This window comes from Stenotrophomonas sp. FR024 (assembly GCF_047500745.2).
Lineage (GTDB): Bacteria > Pseudomonadota > Gammaproteobacteria > Xanthomonadales > Xanthomonadaceae > Stenotrophomonas > Stenotrophomonas maltophilia_A.
The window spans coordinates 107015-122526 of sequence record NZ_JAXAXM020000003.1 but is presented as its reverse complement, the minus strand read 5'-3'; the positions used below and the strand labels follow the sequence as shown (position 1 = coordinate 122526).

Below are 15512 nucleotides of genomic sequence, written 5' to 3'. Positions count from 1 at the left end.
CGAACTTCCTTCATCCACGCATGGCGTGGATCTACCGCATCACAGCCCGTTGCGGCATCGGTCATCGCCCGGCCTGCCGCCATCGTCGGCCTACGTGCACGCATCCCCCAGCTGCACGGCGTTCAGCGCGCCTTGATCCAGCGCCCGCCATACGGCCGCAAGCCCTCCGGGGAATTTCAAACAATCGATTGAAACGCTGCAAACTTCGCCGAACTGGACAGCATCCGCCGGTTCCGCCAGACTGCCGCCCTTTCCCGTCTTCCGGATCCCATGGCGAAGCTGCTGGTCCTGCACGGCCCCAACCTCAACCTGCTCGGCACCCGCGAGCCGGAGGTCTACGGCCACACCACGCTGGCCGACATCGACCAGGCGCTGGCCGCCCAGGCCTCGGCTGCCGGGCACGCGGTGGAGAGCCTGCAGTCCAATGCCGAGCACGTGCTGGTGGACCGCGTGCAGGCCGCACGCGACGACGGAACCGCTTTCATCCTGATCAACCCCGCTGCCTTCACCCACACCTCGGTCGCCCTGCGCGATGCGCTGGCGGCGGTGGCGGTGCCGTTCATCGAGATCCACCTGTCCAACCCGCATACCCGCGAACCGTTCCGCCAGCACAGCTACTTCAGTGACAAGGCCGTGGGCGTGGTCTGCGGTTTCGGCGCCGACAGCTACCGCTACGCGATGGACGCGGCGCTGCTGCGCGTGCAGGCGGCCCGCGCGTGAAGATGCTCCCAAGAGTGCTTGCCTGCATCGTGCTGTGGGCCGGCGTGTGCGGCGCCAGCGTCGCCGCCGAGCGCGCGGCCGCCGGCATTGATTGCGCGCAGGCGACCGGCGGCTACGAGCGCGACATGTGCGATTCCGATCGCCTGGATGACGCCGACAGCGCATTGAACGCCGTTTACGTCCAGGCGCGCGGCGAACTGAAGGCGCAGGCCGCCGATGGCAGCTGCAGCCGCTGCGCAGCGGCCGAACAGCAGCTGGTGAAGGCCCAGCGCATCTGGATAACCCTGCGCGATGCAGACTGCGAGGCAGTCTACGCCTTCAATGCAGACGGCACCTCGCGCAACCCTGCGAAGATGCAGTGCCTGATCACCCAGACGCGCGACCGTACGCGGCAGCTGCGCGAGTTCTACGAACTGCTTTGACCCGAGCGCGATGCGCTTCCCACCACACTGACATCAAGAGCAAAGAGGCCACCATGGATCTCCGCAAAATCAAGAAGCTGATCGACCTGCTGGAAGAGTCGAACCTGGCTGAAATCGAAATCAAGGAAGGCGAAGAGTCGGTGCGCCTGTCGCGCGCCCCGGTGGCCGGCTATGCCGCCCCGGTCGCCGCCCCGGTGTACGCCGCTCCGGCCGCTCCGGCGCCGCAGGCGATGCCGATGCAGTCGCCGACCGAAGCCTCCACCGGTGGCACCGCCAAGCCGGGCCCGGCGCTGCCGGAAGGCCACGTGCTGCGCTCGCCGATGGTCGGCACCTTCTACGCGTCGTCCGCCCCGGACAAGCCTGCGTTCGTCAGCGTTGGCCAGCAGGTCAAGGAAGGCGAGACCCTGGCCATCATCGAAGCGATGAAGATGTTCAACCCGATCGAAGCCGACAAGTCCGGCACCATCGTCGCCATCCTCGGCGAGAACGGCCAGCCGGTCGAATTCGACCAGCCGCTGTTCGTGATCGGCTGAGGGGCACGCCATGCTCGACAAAGTCGTCATCGCCAACCGAGGGGAAATCGCGCTGCGCATCCTGCGCGCGTGCCACACCCTCGGCATCCGCACGGTGGCCGTACATTCCACGGTCGACCGCAACCTCAAGCACGTGGCCATGGCCGACGAGTCGGTCTGCATCGGTCCGGCGCCGTCGCCGCAGAGCTACCTCAACATCCCGGCACTGATCGCCGCGGCGGAAGTCACCGACGCCCAGGCCATCCACCCGGGCTACGGCTTCCTGTCGGAGAACGCCGACTTCGCCGAGCGCGTGGAAGAGTCCGGTTTCATCTTCATCGGCCCCAAGGCCGACACCATCCGCATGATGGGTGACAAGGTCGAAGCCATCCGCGCGATGAAGTCCGCCGGCGTGCCGTGCGTGCCCGGCTCGGGCGGCCCGCTGGGCGAAGACATCGTCGCCAACACCAAGATCGCCCGTGAGATCGGCTACCCGGTCATCATCAAGGCGGCCGGTGGTGGCGGTGGCCGCGGCATGCGCGTGGTGCACGCCGAAGCCTCGCTGAAGACCTCGATCGAAACCACCAAGAGCGAGGCCAAGGCCGCGTTCGGCAATGGCGAGGTCTACATGGAGAAGTTCCTGGAGAACCCGCGCCACGTGGAAATCCAGGTACTGGCCGACGGCCAGGGCAACGCCATCCACCTGGGCGAGCGTGACTGCTCGATGCAGCGCCGCCACCAGAAGGTGGTGGAAGAAGCGCCGGCACCGGGCATCACTGCCGAGCAGCGCGAGCAGATCGGCAAGGTCTGCACCGAAGCCTGCGTACGCATCGGCTACCGTGGTGCCGGCACGTTCGAGTTCCTGTACGAGGACGGCCGCTTCTACTTCATCGAAATGAACACCCGCATCCAGGTGGAACATCCGGTTACCGAAATGGTCACCGGCATCGACCTGGTGGCTGAGCAGCTGAAGATCGCCGCCGGCCAGAAGCTGTCGATCAAGCAGAGCGACGTGGTGCTGACCGGCCATGCCATCGAGTGCCGCATCAACGCCGAAGATGCTGAAACCTTCGTGCCGAGCCCGGGCACCATCACCGGCTTCCATCCGCCGGGCGGCCCCGGCGTGCGCGTGGACACCCACATCTACAGTGGCTACCGCGTGCCGTCGAACTACGACTCGATGATCGGCAAGCTGATCGTGCACGGCCCGGACCGCGAAACCGCCATTGCCCGCATGCGCGTGGCACTGAGCGAAATGGTGGTCGATGGCATCAAGACCAACGTCGCCCTGCAGCAGCGGATCATGCGCGACAAGGGCTTCCAGGCCGGTGGCCAGAACATCCACTACCTGGAAAAGCGCCTGGCCGAACGCAAGAACAAGCCGATCGCGCTGACCTGATCGGCGCCACGTGCTGGACACGAAAAGGGCGGGGATATCCCCGCCCTTTTCTGTTGCTGCAGCGCCGAGCCCATGCTCGGCTTGCCGGAAAGCTCAGCCGAGCGTGGGCTCGGCGCTACAGCAGGCGCATCAGCGCTTGTCGGCAGCTTCGGCCGGAATCTGCGAGTTCGCCAGCGGACGCACGCCATTGGGCGACGTCGGGTCGACGATCACCATGGTCTCGGTCGAACCATCCGGCCACACCACCTGGAAGGTGCTGCCCGCCGGCAGCGACGCGAACGGCATACCGCTCTGCGCGCGATAGACCGCGGCCACCTGGCTGGCACCGGCACGGCGCACGTCTTCCTGCGCCTTCACCGTGGTCAGTTCCACCTTCGACAGATGCCGGTAGCGATCTTCATAGGTATCGATCATCAACAGGCCAACCGCGCCGGCCGAGTAGGCCACGAACAGGGCCACCCAGAACCAGAACTTGGCCCCGTGCAGGAATCGGCGGTAGTTCATTGCTCGTTCCTCTTTCCAACCAATCGCTTGATCCATTCCTTCATCTTCCCAGCGCCCTGCCGCGATACCGCAGCGTCATACACGAAATCCCGGAAATCCTGCGTACCATCCTGCGAACAGATCCCTCCGTTCGCACAAAAACTGTTGACCAGCACACTGTCTGCCCCACACGGTAGACCGAGTTCGCAGGCCGCAAGCCGCCATGCGAGTTCACTGAGCTGCTCGCCCGCCACCAGGCCGTTGAGCGCGCGGTCACCCGAGGCGCGCACGCCCATGCCCGGTGCGATCGCCATGAAGGCCTCCGGGTCGCGCGAGGTGCGCACCCGTTCAACCAGGTCACGGCGGTACTCGGGGCTGTCCTGCAGCGGTTCGCCCTCGGCGAACAACGCAGCCTCAGCAGCCAGATTGCCTTGTGCGGCCGCCTTGCGACGTTCGGACAGCACCAAGGCCGTGCCCAGCTTGTCGCCCGGCACGAAACCACCGCAACGCTGCGCGACGCGTTCGCGCGCCTGCACCATCGCCGGTGCGGCGGTCAGGCCCAGCCCGGCCAGCACGTTGTTGTCCAAGCGGTAGCCACCCGGATCGACCGCGTACTGCGCGCAATAGTCATAGACACGGCTGAGCATCCAGCGCGCCTCGTGGTTGCCTTCGTCCGCCTGGGCACGCAACCGCTGAGCATAGGCATACAGGTCGGTGGCGTCTTCGATATCGGCGCGGAGATCCAGGGGCAGCCCGGACGGCAATGCGTTGCCACGCTCGAAGGGTGCCAGGCGGCGCGCGAGCGCCTCCGGCATCACCGGCAGCGGCGCCGCACTGTCAGCGGCCGCGACCGCACCTGCCAGATCCGCCGACGCTACCGAAGACGTCGCAGCATGGCCGCTGGCCCGATAACCGGCCACGCCCAGCACGGCCACAGCCGGCAGTACGAGCAACCAGGTTTTCAGGGTCGGAGCGAAGGCCATCGGCGGCGGTAGGCGATGCGGCGCATAGGAAAGCACGAAGTTTAGCAAGGCCCGACGGGCCTGTCTGAACGGGCTTCGTTCATCTCGGAGCGGCATCTCAGGCAATACGGAGACGCCCCGATGGTCTAGCATGGCCCCCTTTCCTGCGATTGCCCCCAACCACCATGCCGTTCCTGGAACTGACCCTGCGCTGCACCGAAGCCACCCAGCCCCGCTATGAAAATGCGCTGGAGGACGTTGGTGCACTGGCCGTGACCCTGCTCGATGCCGAGGCCGATACCAGCAACGAACAGGCCATTCTCGAACCGGGCGTGGGCGAGACCCCGCTGTGGGACACGCTGGTGCTGAGCGCGCTGTTCCCCGCCGACAGCAACGCGCTGTTGCTGCTGGCCGCACTGGAATCCTTCGATCCGGAGCTGGACTGGAGCAGCGGCAGCTTCCGCGCGGTCGAGGATGAAGACTGGGAACGTGCCTGGCTCGACCAGTTCCAGCCGATGGACTTCGGCAGCCGTACCTGGATCGTGCCGTGGAACCATGAACTGCCCGATGCCGCACAGGCCGCCGATGCCGCCGTGGTGCGGTTGGACCCGGGCCTGGCGTTCGGTTCGGGCACCCACCCGACCACCGCACTGTGCCTGCGCTGGCTGGACCAGTTGGCGGTCGATGGCCTGCTGCAGGGCCAGCGCGTGCTCGACTTCGGTTGCGGCTCGGGCATCCTCGCACTGGCCGCGCTGAAGCTGGGCGCCGCCGAAGCCATCGGCGTGGACAACGATCCGCAGGCCCTGGTCGCCACCGCCGACAATGCCGAGCGCAACGGCGAGCAGGCCCGCATGCATGTGTACCTGCCGCAGGACGAACCGGTCGCGACCTATCCGATCGTGGTCGCCAACATCCTCGCCTCGGCGCTGGATGCGCTGGCCGAACTGCTGGCTGCGCGCGTTGCTGCCGGTGGCCGCATCGCCCTGTCCGGCATCCTGCATGGCCAGGAAGGCGAACTGCTGCAGCGCTATGCAGCATGGTTCGACGATCTGCAGGCCACCCAGGATGGCGACTGGATGCGCATCACCGGCGTGCGCCGCGCCTGATCGTGGTTGAATGACCGCTGGATCCGAGCCCGCGCCCTGAGCATGTCCGAGCCGAACCCACCGCGCCGTCCCCTGGCCACCTTCCTGCGCACGACGCCGGAGGGTGAACCTGCGCCTGCGACCGATGCGCGCATGCAGGACGAAGCCCGGCACGCAGCGCCTGTGGAGCAGATGCAGGCCGAGCCCATCGACCTGGCACGCCCACCGGCGACAGAGATGCGACACGACGATGACGTTGTCATCGTTGATGAAGCAGCGGCCATCGAGCCGGCGCCGGTCGCGGTGCAGGCAACGGCGGTCGCCAGTGATGCCCCCAGCTTCCTCGGCAGCGCGCGCACGCGCACGCTGCCAACACCCCGCTGGCACTGGCTGCTGGTCGCCGGGCTGGCATTGCTGCTGGTACTGCAGAGCGTGCTGGCCGACCGCGCGCGGCTGGCCGCCGACGCCGGCAACCGCGCATGGCTGGGCACGCTGTGCGGCGTGCTGCGCTGCAGCCTGCCTGCCTGGCACGAGCCCACTGCGTTCACCATGACCAGCCGCGAGATCCGCCCCCTGCCGGGCCAGGCCGGCGTGCTGCAGGTGCAGGCCAGCATCCGCAACGATGCGCGCTGGGCACAGGCGTGGCCGGACCTGCGGTTGTCATTGTCCGATGCCGATGGCCGGGTGATCGGCAGCGGCGTGTTCACGCCCGCGCAGTACCTGGGCGAGAACCCCGGTGCAGCCCTGCTGGAACCGGGCCAGAGCGCGCGCGTCGCCTTCCGGTTGCAGGAGCCCGCTGCGTCCACCGTCGCATTCACCTTCGACTTCCTCTGACCGGGGAGAGGCGACCAGCCGTGGCAGGCCGGGCACGCTCGCGCTAGACTGGCCGCCACCACCTCGTCCGGCCGCGCGCTCCGCGCGCACGGGCCAACCGAATCGGGAACCCCCTTGAACGCTGTCCTTTCTCGTCCTGACAACAGTCGTGGCGCTCCCCGGCCACCGCTGCGTGAACACGTCGCCCAGTCCGTGCGCCGCTACCTGCGTGACCTTGATGGCTGCGATGCGGACGATGTCTACGAGATCGTGCTGCGCGAGATGGAGATTCCGCTGTTCGTGGAAGTGCTCAACCACTGCGAAGGCAACCAGAGCCGCGCCGCCGCGATGCTGGGCATCCACCGTGCCACCCTGCGCAAGAAGCTGAAGGAATACGGCATCAGCGCGTAAGCGCGCACCAGGGTAGTGCCGGCCGCTGGCCGGCAACCCCATGAACGATGGCAGGATGTTGCAGTTGCCGACCAGCGGCCGGCACTACCGGTAGATCAACGCCATGCGTGGATGAAGGCCCGGCAGAGTAAACCGCCCCCGCCCGCCAGTAGATCCACGCCATGCGTGGATGGAAGCCGGCAGAATCAACCGCCGCCGCCCGCCTTCCAGTAATACCGCACCACGTGGAAGAACACCGGCGCGGCGAAGCACACCGAGTCCAGCCGGTCGAGCATGCCGCCATGGCCCTCGATCATGTGGCCCCAGTCCTTGATGCCACGATCGCGCTTGATCGCCGACATCACCAGGCCGCCCCAGAACCCCATCAGGTTGATCAGCAGCGACAGGCCGAACGCCTGCAGCGGCGTGAATGGGGTGATCCACCACAGCGCCGCACCCAGCGCACTGGCACTCAGCACACCGCCCACGAAGCCCTCCACCGTCTTCGACGGCGACAGCTTCGGCGCAATCAGATGCCTGCCCAGCAGCTTGCCCCAGATGTACTGCAGCACGTCCGAGGACTGCACCACGATCACCAGGAAAGCAAACAGCAGCACGTTGCGCGAGGGGTCATGGCCCGGCACGTGCAGGTTCAGCAGCAGCGGCACGTGCGAGATGCAGAACACGCAGATCATCAGCCCCCACTGCACCTTCGCCGTGCGCTCCAGGTAGTGCGTGGTATCGCCGCCGATGGTCGACAGGATCGGCAGGAACAGGAACGCATAGACCGGAATCAGCAGCGTGTACATGCCGTACCAGTCGATCCACACCAGGTAGTACTGCCACGGCAGCACGATGTAGAACGCGGCCAGCAGCGCGTAGTAATCGCCTGAGCGGGTCGGCGCCAGGGTGATGAACTCGCGCAGGGCGAACAGCGAGATGATCGCGAACAGCACGATCACCCCGGCGCGGCCGAAGAACAGCGCCAGCCCGACCACGATCGCCATTACCCACCACGCGCGGATGCGCGACACCAGGTTGGCGATGACCGCGCTGGGCCTGCCGCGCTGGCGCCATCGCAGCGTTTCGGCCACCAGCGTGGCCAGTACCAGCACCGCACCGACGCCAGCGAACAGCAGGCCGGTCTGCTGGCCCACGCTCTGCGTTGCCAGGTCGCCGGACACATCGATCAGGAAACTCATGCGCGCCCCCCGTTCGGCGCCAGGTCCAGCAGCGCCTGCCGGCTGCGGGCCAGGAAGGCCGCCTTGTCCTCGTCGGCCTGCAGCCGCAGCGGCGTACCGAAGGTGGCCGTGCACAGCAGCGGCAGCGGCAGGAACCGGCCCTTGGGCATCACCCGCTTCAGGTTGTCGATCCACACCGGCACGAATTCCAGCTCCGGCCGTTGCCGTGCCAGGTGATAGATGCCGCTCTTGAACGGCAGCAGCGGCTCATCGCCCACGTTGCGGGTACCTTCCGGAAACAGGATCAGCGAGCAGTCTTCGTCCACCGCGTCACGCAGGGCCTGCAGCGGATCCTGCTGGCGATGGCCGGCCTCGCGCTCGACCAGCACGCCGTTGAACACCGCATCGATCAGGTAGCGACGCAGGCCGTCGCGCTGCCAGTATTCGGCCGCGGCAACTGGCCGCACCTGGCGCCGCAACGCTGGCGGCATCGACGACCAGATCAGCACGAAGTCGCCATGGCTGGCGTGGTTGCCGTAGTACACACGGCGCTCGCTGGACGGCGCGCAACCGATCCACAGCGCGCGGGCGCCGGTAACTACATGGATCGCGCCACTGCAGGCGCGCGCAATCAATTCAGCGAACATCGGTCCCTCCGGTTCACGTCTGCGGCCACAACACGGCCAGCACCAGCAGCGCACCCTGCACGCCTGTCAGCAGGTACTGCCGCAGCAGCAGGCGACGCATGCCTGCCCAGCGCAGGTCCCAGCCGCGCAGCGGCGCATCGGACGATACGCGGCGCAAGCCGCTGTCATGCAGCACCTGATCGATACGGCGCGCGGCGGCTTCGCCGTCCAGGCCTTCATTACGCAGCAGCTGCAGCAGACTCGCGTCCAGACCAACCCGCCATGCCTGGTAAGCCTGCGCGAGGCCCGCGGCAACACTGAGCAGCAACAGGCCGGCGGCAATCATCGCCAGGCCAGGTTCGGTGCCGAGCAGCAGCAGCGCCACCAGCAGCAGGCCCAGCGACAGGCCGGCCGGCCAACGGCCCTGCCGCAGCAGCAGCTGCATGGTCACCAGATCGGGAACGGTACTCACGTGCGTGCTCCCGCTGCAGCAGTGATGGCATGCAGATGCGCCGCGCCCAGCACGACGCCCGGACGTGCCGTGCGCACGATCGCCACCGCGGCATCGGTATCGGTGGCACGACCACTGCGCAGCAGCCAGGCCGCCACACTGGCAGCACTGCGCGAATAGCCCAGCGCGCAACACACCAGCAACGGTCCATGCGCACGCAGCCGCTCGATGACCTCGGCCGCCTCGCGCAACTGGTGCGGCGTGGGCACCACCAGGTCCAGCATCGGCACGCTGGCATACGCCGCGCCCGGTGCACGACAGGACAGTTCGGCACAGGCATCGACCACGCCGACCAAGGGTGCCGGCAATGCAGCGCAGGGAACACGCCCCAGCCATACACCGTCCATCACCGGCACCGGCTGCGGCGCACGCCGCGTCCACAGCCGCGAATTGATCCAGGCCGCACCCAGGTACGGCGCCAGCAACCAGCGTGCCGCCATGGTCAGGCGACCATCGGCACGCTTCTGGAACACCGCCGTACCGAGCCCCGCATACGCCAACGCCACCAGCAGCAGCGATACCACCGGCCACAGCAGCCACAACGCCGCGCCACGCAGAAGCACCACCGGCACCAGCAATGCAGCGGCCCCCAGCAGGTACAGCGCTGCCAGGCGCCAACGTCTGGCGTCACGCGCGGTGCGCCAGGCACGCAAGGGTGGCGTGCCCTGCTCCGGCCACAGCCACACGCACAGCCAACCGGCCAGCAGGCCGGTCGGGATATCGATGAAATGATGCTGGAAGGTGGTCAGCACCGAGACGCCGATCAGCAGCGCCCACACATGCAGTACCCAACGCCACACCCCATGCAGGTACTGCGCGAATTTCACCCACAGCACGATCAGCAACACGATGTGCAGTGATGGCGCCTGGTTGAACGGTTTGTCGAAGCCCAGCAGCACATCGAACAACCAACCGAACACACCGCCGATCTCCGGCCGCTCGAAACTGAAGCGCAGTGGCCACAGCAGGAAGCAGGTCACCGCGATCAACTGTGCACTGAACAACCGCAACGCATGCCGGTCCAGCTCCAACCGTTGCCGGCACAGGAAGAAGGAAACCGCTTAGAACAGATCGATCGACCAGTACGGCACGATCGTCCACGGTACGAACGGAATCTGCGTTTCCCATCCGAACGCCATCACCGGCAGTTCGGCATGGCGGCCAGCCATCCAGTTGGCGAAGCCATAGCTGGCGAAAAAAAATGGGCCCAGCAGGGCCAGCCACAACAGGGCGCGCCGCCAGGGGCGCCCCTCTGCGGCCAGCGGGGATGCGGCGAGCGTCGCCATCACGCGGTCCGGCGCGCCAGCGACACCGTGAAGATGCCGAAGTCGTCGATACGCTGCGCCACCTTCTCGAACCCGGCCAGGCGCACCAGCTCGTCCATTTCCTGCTGGGTACGGCGGCGCATCACCCACGCGGCGCCGCCACGGTGGCTGGTCAGTGCGCGTGCGATGAACTCCAGCTGCGGGTGCCACGGCTGGCCGGTATAGGCCAGGTAGCCGCCCGCCGGCACCGTCGCAGCAATGCCCTGCAGCGAGCGCAGCACCGCATCGTTGTCGGGGAACAGTTCGTACAGGCCCGATACCACCGCCAGCGTCGGTGCTGGATCGACCTTGGCCAGCTGTGCCGGGTCGAACGCATCACCCTGCTCGAAGCGCGCGATGTCGGCCGCCCCCAGGCGCTCGATCAAGGCCTGACCCTGGGTGACGTTCAGATCACTGAAGTCGCGCAGCACGATGCGCTCGGCGCGCTGTTCGCCCTGGCCCAGCGCTTCCAGCACGTAGCGGCCATGGCCGGCGGCCACGTCCAGCACGCGCACCGGCGTGCCCTGCCCGCGCAGGCGCTGGGCAGCGTCGCGCAGCAGTTCCTGCAGGTGCTGGCCGCGAATGCGGATGCCGCGCCAGCCGATCGCATCCAGATAGTTGCGATCGACCATGCGCCCCAACGGGCCCTTGCCGCGCGCCTCATCGCGATAGATGTAGTCGAGCGTGCTGCCCGAATCGAATCCGGTCTGCAGACCCAGCGCGATGCCTTCGGACAACGTTCCGCCGAAGCGCAGGCCGCCACGTACCACGCGCCAGCGCAGGTCGGCCAGGCTGTTGCGTTCCGGTGGCCAGGCCAGGATCTCCGATTCTTCGAAAGTCGGCCCATGGCGGTGCGCATCGCGCCGCGACAGTTCGCGCAGCGGCTCGGCGAAACGTGCCTGGATGAAACTGCGGATACGCGCCAGCGCCGGCGCCCGATCGCGCTCGCCCAGCGTGTCGTGGAAGAAGCCCGGCAGATGCACGCGCTCCTTGATCGGGCTGGACAGGCGCTCGTAGAAGCGGTCCTGCGGGCCACGGTGCACCACGAAATCCGAGCCGGACACCAGCAGCTGCACCGGCACGCTGATCGCCTGCGCATCGGCGACGATGCGGTCGGCCGCTTCGTACAGGCCCAGCAGCACGCGCACCGAGATCGGCCGGGTGATCAGCGGATCGGTGCGGTAGCTTTCCACCCGCGCCGGATCGTGGGTCAGCCACTGCGGCTTGACGTAGCTGTTGACGAAGAAATTGCCGCGCAGCTTCTGCATCAAGGCCAGGCCCGGGCGTGCGAACGGCACGTACAGCTTCACCTTGAACGCCGGCGAAGCCATCACCAGCGCGCGCAGGCGCGGCGCGTAGTCGTGCACCCAGGTGGCGGCGACCACCGCCCCCACGCTCTGTGCGATCACCACGATGTCTTCCACCGCGATGCCATGCTCGGCGCCGATGTGGGCGATGAAGCTGTCCAGATCACGCACCAGCGCCGGGAAGCCCGGGGCATCGCCACGTGCGCCGGGCGAACAGCCATTACCGCGTGCATCCCAGGCGAAGAAGGCGGTGTCGGGCAGGTCCAGCTCATCGACCAGGTGGGTGACCCGGCCAGAATGTTCATGGCCGCGATGCAGCAGCACGACAGCCTTGGTGGCTGGGGTCGCGGTGGTGCTCGCCCAGTACCGGTAGAACAGCGGTACCTGGTCGAAGCTGTGGAATTCCCGTTCCTGCGCCTGACGCATGCAATCTCCTGATTGTCTTTTTGTATCTGCTTGATTAATTCGGCGAAACCGCCGCTTCCCGCAGTCCGCGACGGACGCGATTGATCATCGTCAGCACGCACAGCACCGCCATGGCCGCGGCCACGCCAGTGACAGTCATCGCAGCCCCCCAGCCGAACGCCAGCAGCAGGCCCAGCACGCCGATGACGAACGCGCGGTCGCTCTTGCCCATCGGGCCGTCATAGCGGCGGCTGGCACCGACCATCAGCCCCAGCACCCCGGTGTACTCGCTCAGGGCCGCCGTCCAGGCCAGCAGCCACAGCGCTTCCGGGCGCACGCCCGGCACGCTGAGCAGGCTCAGGTACAGCGCCGCGTCGGCGATCACATCGCACAGCTCGTTCAGATAGGCGCCCAGCCTCGACTGCTGGCCGAACTCGCGGGCCAGCATGCCGTCCACCGCGTTGAGTGCCATGCGCAGCAGCATCCACAGCGGCAGCAGCAGGTACAGCAGGGGCTGGGCCGGCGCGCAGCACCACACGGCGGCAGCCACCAGCAGCGAGACCACGGCGGCGGCCACGGTCACCGTATTGGCGGTGATCCCCATGCGGTACAGGCCGCGTACGGCCGGACGCAACAGGTCCTGGAAACGTCCTTTCAATGCATAGATCGACACGATCTGTACCTGCTGATCCTTGGCAGTCCGGGCACAGCCTACCCGATCGGGGCGATGCCGCCCCATCGGATTGCTTGCAGTCTGCAACCAACCGGGCTGTGCCGAAGGGGGCCGCAGGCCCGCGCCGGCAGCCGATTTCGCCCGGCGGCGCCCGCCACCGGCCCCCACCGCCTACAATATCGGCCCCGCTTCGCTGCCGATTCTGTCCCATGACTGCTGATCTGTTGCCCGTCCGCCGGGCCCTCCTCTCCGTTTCCGACAAGACCGGTCTGGTCGAGTTGGCCACTGCGCTGGCGGCACGCGGCGTGGAGCTGCTGTCCACCGGCGGCACCGCCAAGGCGATCCGCGATGCCGGCCTGGCCGTGAAGGACGTGGCCGACGTCACCGGCTTCCCGGAAATGATGGACGGCCGGGTCAAGACCCTGCACCCGATGGTGCATGGCGGCCTGCTGGGCCGTTCCGGCCTGGATGATGCGGTCATGGCCGAGCACGGCATCGGTGCCATCGACCTGCTGGTGCTGAACCTGTACCCGTTCGAGTCGGTCACCGCCAAGGCCGATTGCACCCTGGCCGACGCGGTCGAGAACATCGACATCGGCGGCCCGGCCATGCTGCGCTCGGCGGCCAAGAACTTCGCCCGCGTGGCGGTGTCCACCGATCCGTCGCAGTACGCCGAGCTGCTGGCCTCGCTGGAGGCCAACAACGGCCAGCTGTCGGCTGCCACCCGCTTCGCGTTCTCGGTGGCCGCGTTCAACCGCGTCGCCCAGTACGACGCCGCGATCAGCAACTACCTGTCGGCGGTCACCGCCACCGACGCTGCGGTGCCGGCGCGTACCGAGTACCCGGCACAGATGAACTCCACCTTCGTGAAGGTGATGGACCTGCGCTACGGCGAGAACCCGCACCAGAGCGGCGCGTTCTACCGCGACCTGTATCCGGTGCCGGGCACGCTGGCCACCTTCCAGCAGCTGCAGGGCAAGGAACTGAGCTACAACAACCTGGCCGATGCCGACGCGGCGTGGGAATGCGTGCGCCAGTTCGATGCACCGGCCTGCGTCATCGTCAAGCACGCCAACCCGTGCGGCGTGGCCGTCGGTGCCGGCAACGGCGACGCCTACGAGCTGGCCTACGCCACCGACCCGACCAGCGCCTTCGGCGGCATCATCGCCTTCAACAAGCCGCTGGACGCCGCCACTGCCAAGGTGATCCTGGACCGCCAGTTCGTGGAAGTGCTGATTGCCCCGGACTACGAGCCGGCCGCGCTGGAATACGCGCAGAAGAAGGCCAACGTGCGCGTGCTGCGCATCCCGCACGGCGATGGCCTGAACAACTTCGACAGCAAGCGCGTCGGCTCGGGCCTGCTGCTGCAGTCCTCGGACAACCGCGGCATGACCCGCGACGAACTGAAGGTGGTCAGCAAGCTGGCGCCGACCGACAAGCAGTTCACCGACCTGCTGTTCGCCTGGAAGGTGGCCAAGTTCGTGAAATCCAACGCGATCGTCTATGCCAAGGACAACCGCACCATTGGTGTCGGTGCCGGCCAGATGAGCCGCGTGTACTCGGCCCGCATCGCCGGCATCAAGGCCGCCGATGCGAACCTGGTGGTCGAGGGCTCGGTGATGGCCTCCGATGCGTTCTTCCCGTTCCGCGACGGCATCGACGCCGCTGCCGCCGCCGGCATCAAGGCGGTCATCCAGCCGGGCGGTTCGATGCGCGATGCCGAAGTGATCGCCGCCGCCGACGAACATGGCCTGGCCATGGTGTTCACCGGCGTGCGCCACTTCCGCCACTGATCCTGGAGCGACACGGATGTCCACAGTTTCAATGAAATCGCTGGCCGCCCTCGCCCTCGCGGGCGCGGCCATGCTGGCCGGCTGCAAGCCTGCTGTCGAGCCCAGCGCGAGCCCGAAGGCAGATGCGCCTGCGATGGCCCCCGCCTCACCGGCGCAGCATGTCAGCCGCACCGCTCGACTGCAGGCGTTCCTGGTCCAGCGCTACGGCAGCAACGCCACGCTCTCCGCTGAATGGCGCGGCAGCTGGACCGACGATGGCGATACCCATGCGGTGGACTGGCAGGTCTGCGCGGAACAACCGGTGGTGAGCGGGGACAGCTGGCAGCAGTTGTTGGCCGTGTGCGGTGCGCTGGTCGATGGCGCGCACATCGACCCGGGAACCATCGAGTTCTTTGTGCTGCGCCCCAAGGGCGATGGCTTCGAGGTGACCAGCGAACTGACCGGCGAGCGCTTCGGTAGCGGCGGCCAGCCCGGCACCGCCAGCATCATCCGCGCCGGCAGTGACTTCTATGGTTTCCGCGTCGAGGACGGCTGGTTCGGGCAGGGCTTCTCGCTGCTCTCGCAGTCGCTGATCCTGCCGGGCCCGAACGGCCTGGTGGCCAGTGGCAGCCTGCGCAGCCATATCGACAATGACGCCCAGTACGAGTGCGACACGGTCGACGCCAGTACCGACCCGGACACCGCCAACGACTGCCGCACCCGCCGTTTCAGCATCGATTTCGCCCTGCGTTTCGACGACAGCGACCGCAGCGCGCGGGTCTGGCCATTGCTGATCGACGAAACCGGCACCACCTGCGGTGGCAAGCAGGTCCGGCAGGAACACCGCTTCACCCTGGACCCGAAGACCTGGGCCTATTCCTTCCCCGAATCGCTGCGACGCGAAGGCTGCGAGTGAACCACGCGCGCCGCCGGGGACATCGATCTTC

General features: G+C 67.4%; 16 protein-coding genes and 1 pseudogene. 9 read left to right on the top strand and 8 right to left on the bottom strand.

Annotated elements, in window-relative coordinates; all coding sequences use genetic code 11:
• Nucleotides 1-270: 270 nt before the first annotated feature.
• Genes aroQ through accC form a run of 4 tightly spaced genes read left to right on the top strand, consistent with a single transcriptional unit; the run spans nt 271 to nt 3053 of the window.
• On the top strand, nt 271-720 hold the full coding sequence (aroQ, locus tag ACMZ91_RS04620; RefSeq protein WP_049423471.1) for a type II 3-dehydroquinate dehydratase: 450 nt from the start codon (nt 271-273) through the stop codon (nt 718-720).
• Nucleotides 717-1142 carry a lysozyme inhibitor LprI family protein gene (locus ACMZ91_RS04615; RefSeq protein WP_097048608.1) on the top strand — a complete coding sequence of 142 codons (426 nt, stop codon included), beginning with the start codon at nt 717-719 and terminating at the stop codon, nt 1140-1142. The genes aroQ and ACMZ91_RS04615 overlap by 4 nt, the downstream gene beginning before the upstream one ends.
• A 53-nt stretch (nt 1143-1195) precedes the next feature.
• Nucleotides 1196-1675 (top strand): acetyl-CoA carboxylase biotin carboxyl carrier protein, encoded by a 480-nt coding sequence (gene accB / locus ACMZ91_RS04610; protein WP_032129560.1) that lies wholly within the window; start codon nt 1196-1198, stop codon nt 1673-1675.
• A 10-nt stretch (nt 1676-1685) separates the two neighbouring features.
• Nucleotides 1686-3053 carry an acetyl-CoA carboxylase biotin carboxylase subunit gene (gene accC / locus ACMZ91_RS04605; RefSeq protein WP_032129559.1) on the top strand — a complete coding sequence of 456 codons (1368 nt, stop codon included), beginning with the start codon at nt 1686-1688 and terminating at the stop codon, nt 3051-3053.
• Nucleotides 3054-3182: 129 nt separating this feature from the next.
• Here accC and ACMZ91_RS04600 read toward each other — a convergent pair whose 3' ends face one another.
• Complete coding sequence (locus ACMZ91_RS04600) at nt 3183-3557, bottom strand: hypothetical protein (protein ID WP_010481078.1); 375 nt, start codon at nt 3555-3557, stop codon at nt 3183-3185.
• Nucleotides 3554-4519: a hypothetical protein gene (locus ACMZ91_RS04595; protein ID WP_032129558.1), complete on the bottom strand. Its 966-nt coding sequence runs from the start codon at nt 4517-4519 to the stop codon at nt 3554-3556. The genes ACMZ91_RS04600 and ACMZ91_RS04595 overlap by 4 nt, the downstream gene beginning before the upstream one ends.
• 164 nt (nt 4520-4683) lie before the next feature.
• Here ACMZ91_RS04595 and prmA point away from each other — a divergent pair, with 164 nt between their 5' ends.
• The 3 genes from prmA (at nt 4684) to fis (ending at nt 6807) form a co-directional block, all read left to right on the top strand.
• On the top strand, nt 4684-5604 hold the full coding sequence (prmA, locus tag ACMZ91_RS04590; RefSeq protein ID WP_049463300.1) for a 50S ribosomal protein L11 methyltransferase: 921 nt from the start codon (nt 4684-4686) through the stop codon (nt 5602-5604).
• A 42-nt stretch (nt 5605-5646) separates the two neighbouring features.
• On the top strand, nt 5647-6417 hold the full coding sequence (locus ACMZ91_RS04585) for a DUF3426 domain-containing protein (RefSeq protein WP_182266793.1): 771 nt from the start codon (nt 5647-5649) through the stop codon (nt 6415-6417).
• Between the two features lie 114 nt (nt 6418-6531).
• On the top strand, nt 6532-6807 hold the full coding sequence (fis, locus tag ACMZ91_RS04580) for a DNA-binding transcriptional regulator Fis (protein ID WP_005419706.1): 276 nt from the start codon (nt 6532-6534) through the stop codon (nt 6805-6807).
• A 185-nt stretch (nt 6808-6992) separates the two neighbouring features.
• Here fis and ACMZ91_RS04575 read toward each other — a convergent pair whose 3' ends face one another.
• The 6 genes and pseudogenes from ACMZ91_RS04575 to ACMZ91_RS04550 all read right to left on the bottom strand — a co-directional run bounded on the left by ACMZ91_RS04575 (nt 6993) and on the right by ACMZ91_RS04550 (nt 12793).
• The gene (locus ACMZ91_RS04575; RefSeq protein WP_414577533.1) at nt 6993-7988 is read right to left on the bottom strand and encodes a phosphatidate cytidylyltransferase; all 996 of its coding nucleotides are present in this window, start codon (nt 7986-7988) and stop codon (nt 6993-6995) included.
• The gene (locus tag ACMZ91_RS04570) at nt 7985-8614 is read right to left on the bottom strand and encodes a lysophospholipid acyltransferase family protein (RefSeq protein WP_005411260.1); all 630 of its coding nucleotides are present in this window, start codon (nt 8612-8614) and stop codon (nt 7985-7987) included. The genes ACMZ91_RS04575 and ACMZ91_RS04570 overlap by 4 nt, the downstream gene beginning before the upstream one ends.
• Before the next feature lie 13 nt (nt 8615-8627).
• A complete protein-coding gene (locus tag ACMZ91_RS04565; RefSeq protein WP_277778239.1) occupies nt 8628-9065 on the bottom strand; it encodes a hypothetical protein in 438 nt (145 codons plus the stop codon).
• Nucleotides 9062-10366, bottom strand: a pseudogene (locus tag ACMZ91_RS04560) (phosphatase PAP2/dual specificity phosphatase family protein). The gene ACMZ91_RS04565 and the pseudogene ACMZ91_RS04560 overlap by 4 nt, the downstream one beginning before the upstream one ends.
• Before the next feature lie 23 nt (nt 10367-10389).
• Nucleotides 10390-12141 carry a bifunctional alpha/beta hydrolase/class I SAM-dependent methyltransferase gene (locus ACMZ91_RS04555; RefSeq protein WP_277778238.1) on the bottom strand — a complete coding sequence of 584 codons (1752 nt, stop codon included), beginning with the start codon at nt 12139-12141 and terminating at the stop codon, nt 10390-10392.
• 34 nt (nt 12142-12175) lie between these two features.
• Nucleotides 12176-12793: a CDP-alcohol phosphatidyltransferase family protein gene (locus ACMZ91_RS04550; protein WP_071229372.1), complete on the bottom strand. Its 618-nt coding sequence runs from the start codon at nt 12791-12793 to the stop codon at nt 12176-12178.
• 209 nt (nt 12794-13002) lie between these two features.
• Here ACMZ91_RS04550 and purH point away from each other — a divergent pair, with 209 nt between their 5' ends.
• Together purH and ACMZ91_RS04540 are read left to right on the top strand one after the other, a co-directional pair.
• Nucleotides 13003-14586 (top strand): bifunctional phosphoribosylaminoimidazolecarboxamide formyltransferase/IMP cyclohydrolase, encoded by a 1584-nt coding sequence (purH, locus tag ACMZ91_RS04545; protein WP_049423484.1) that lies wholly within the window; start codon nt 13003-13005, stop codon nt 14584-14586.
• Between the two features lie 16 nt (nt 14587-14602).
• Entirely contained in the window at nt 14603-15481 is an 879-nt protein-coding gene (locus ACMZ91_RS04540; protein ID WP_414577530.1) for a hypothetical protein, read from the top strand.
• Nucleotides 15482-15512 lie beyond the last annotated feature (31 nt).

What these genes read in the sequence shown, in the direction of transcription:
- aroQ (WP_049423471.1), top strand. Translation starts at nt 271, where the DNA reads ATGGCGAAGCTGCTGGTCCTGCACGGCCCCAACCTCAACCTGCTCGGC.
- accB (WP_032129560.1), top strand. Translation starts at nt 1,196, where the DNA reads ATGGATCTCCGCAAAATCAAGAAGCTGATCGACCTGCTGGAAGAGTCG.
- accC (WP_032129559.1), top strand. Translation starts at nt 1,686, where the DNA reads ATGCTCGACAAAGTCGTCATCGCCAACCGAGGGGAAATCGCGCTGCGC.
- ACMZ91_RS04600 (WP_010481078.1), bottom strand. Translation starts at nt 3,557, where the DNA reads ATGAACTACCGCCGATTCCTGCACGGGGCCAAGTTCTGGTTCTGGGTG.
- ACMZ91_RS04595 (WP_032129558.1), bottom strand. Translation starts at nt 4,519, where the DNA reads ATGGCCTTCGCTCCGACCCTGAAAACCTGGTTGCTCGTACTGCCGGCT.
- prmA (WP_049463300.1), top strand. Translation starts at nt 4,684, where the DNA reads ATGCCGTTCCTGGAACTGACCCTGCGCTGCACCGAAGCCACCCAGCCC.
- ACMZ91_RS04585 (WP_182266793.1), top strand. Translation starts at nt 5,647, where the DNA reads ATGTCCGAGCCGAACCCACCGCGCCGTCCCCTGGCCACCTTCCTGCGC.
- ACMZ91_RS04575 (WP_414577533.1), bottom strand. Translation starts at nt 7,988, where the DNA reads ATGAGTTTCCTGATCGATGTGTCCGGCGACCTGGCAACGCAGAGCGTG.
- ACMZ91_RS04570 (WP_005411260.1), bottom strand. Translation starts at nt 8,614, where the DNA reads ATGTTCGCTGAATTGATTGCGCGCGCCTGCAGTGGCGCGATCCATGTA.
- ACMZ91_RS04555 (WP_277778238.1), bottom strand. Translation starts at nt 12,141, where the DNA reads ATGCGTCAGGCGCAGGAACGGGAATTCCACAGCTTCGACCAGGTACCG.
- purH (WP_049423484.1), top strand. Translation starts at nt 13,003, where the DNA reads ATGACTGCTGATCTGTTGCCCGTCCGCCGGGCCCTCCTCTCCGTTTCC.
- ACMZ91_RS04540 (WP_414577530.1), top strand. Translation starts at nt 14,603, where the DNA reads ATGTCCACAGTTTCAATGAAATCGCTGGCCGCCCTCGCCCTCGCGGGC.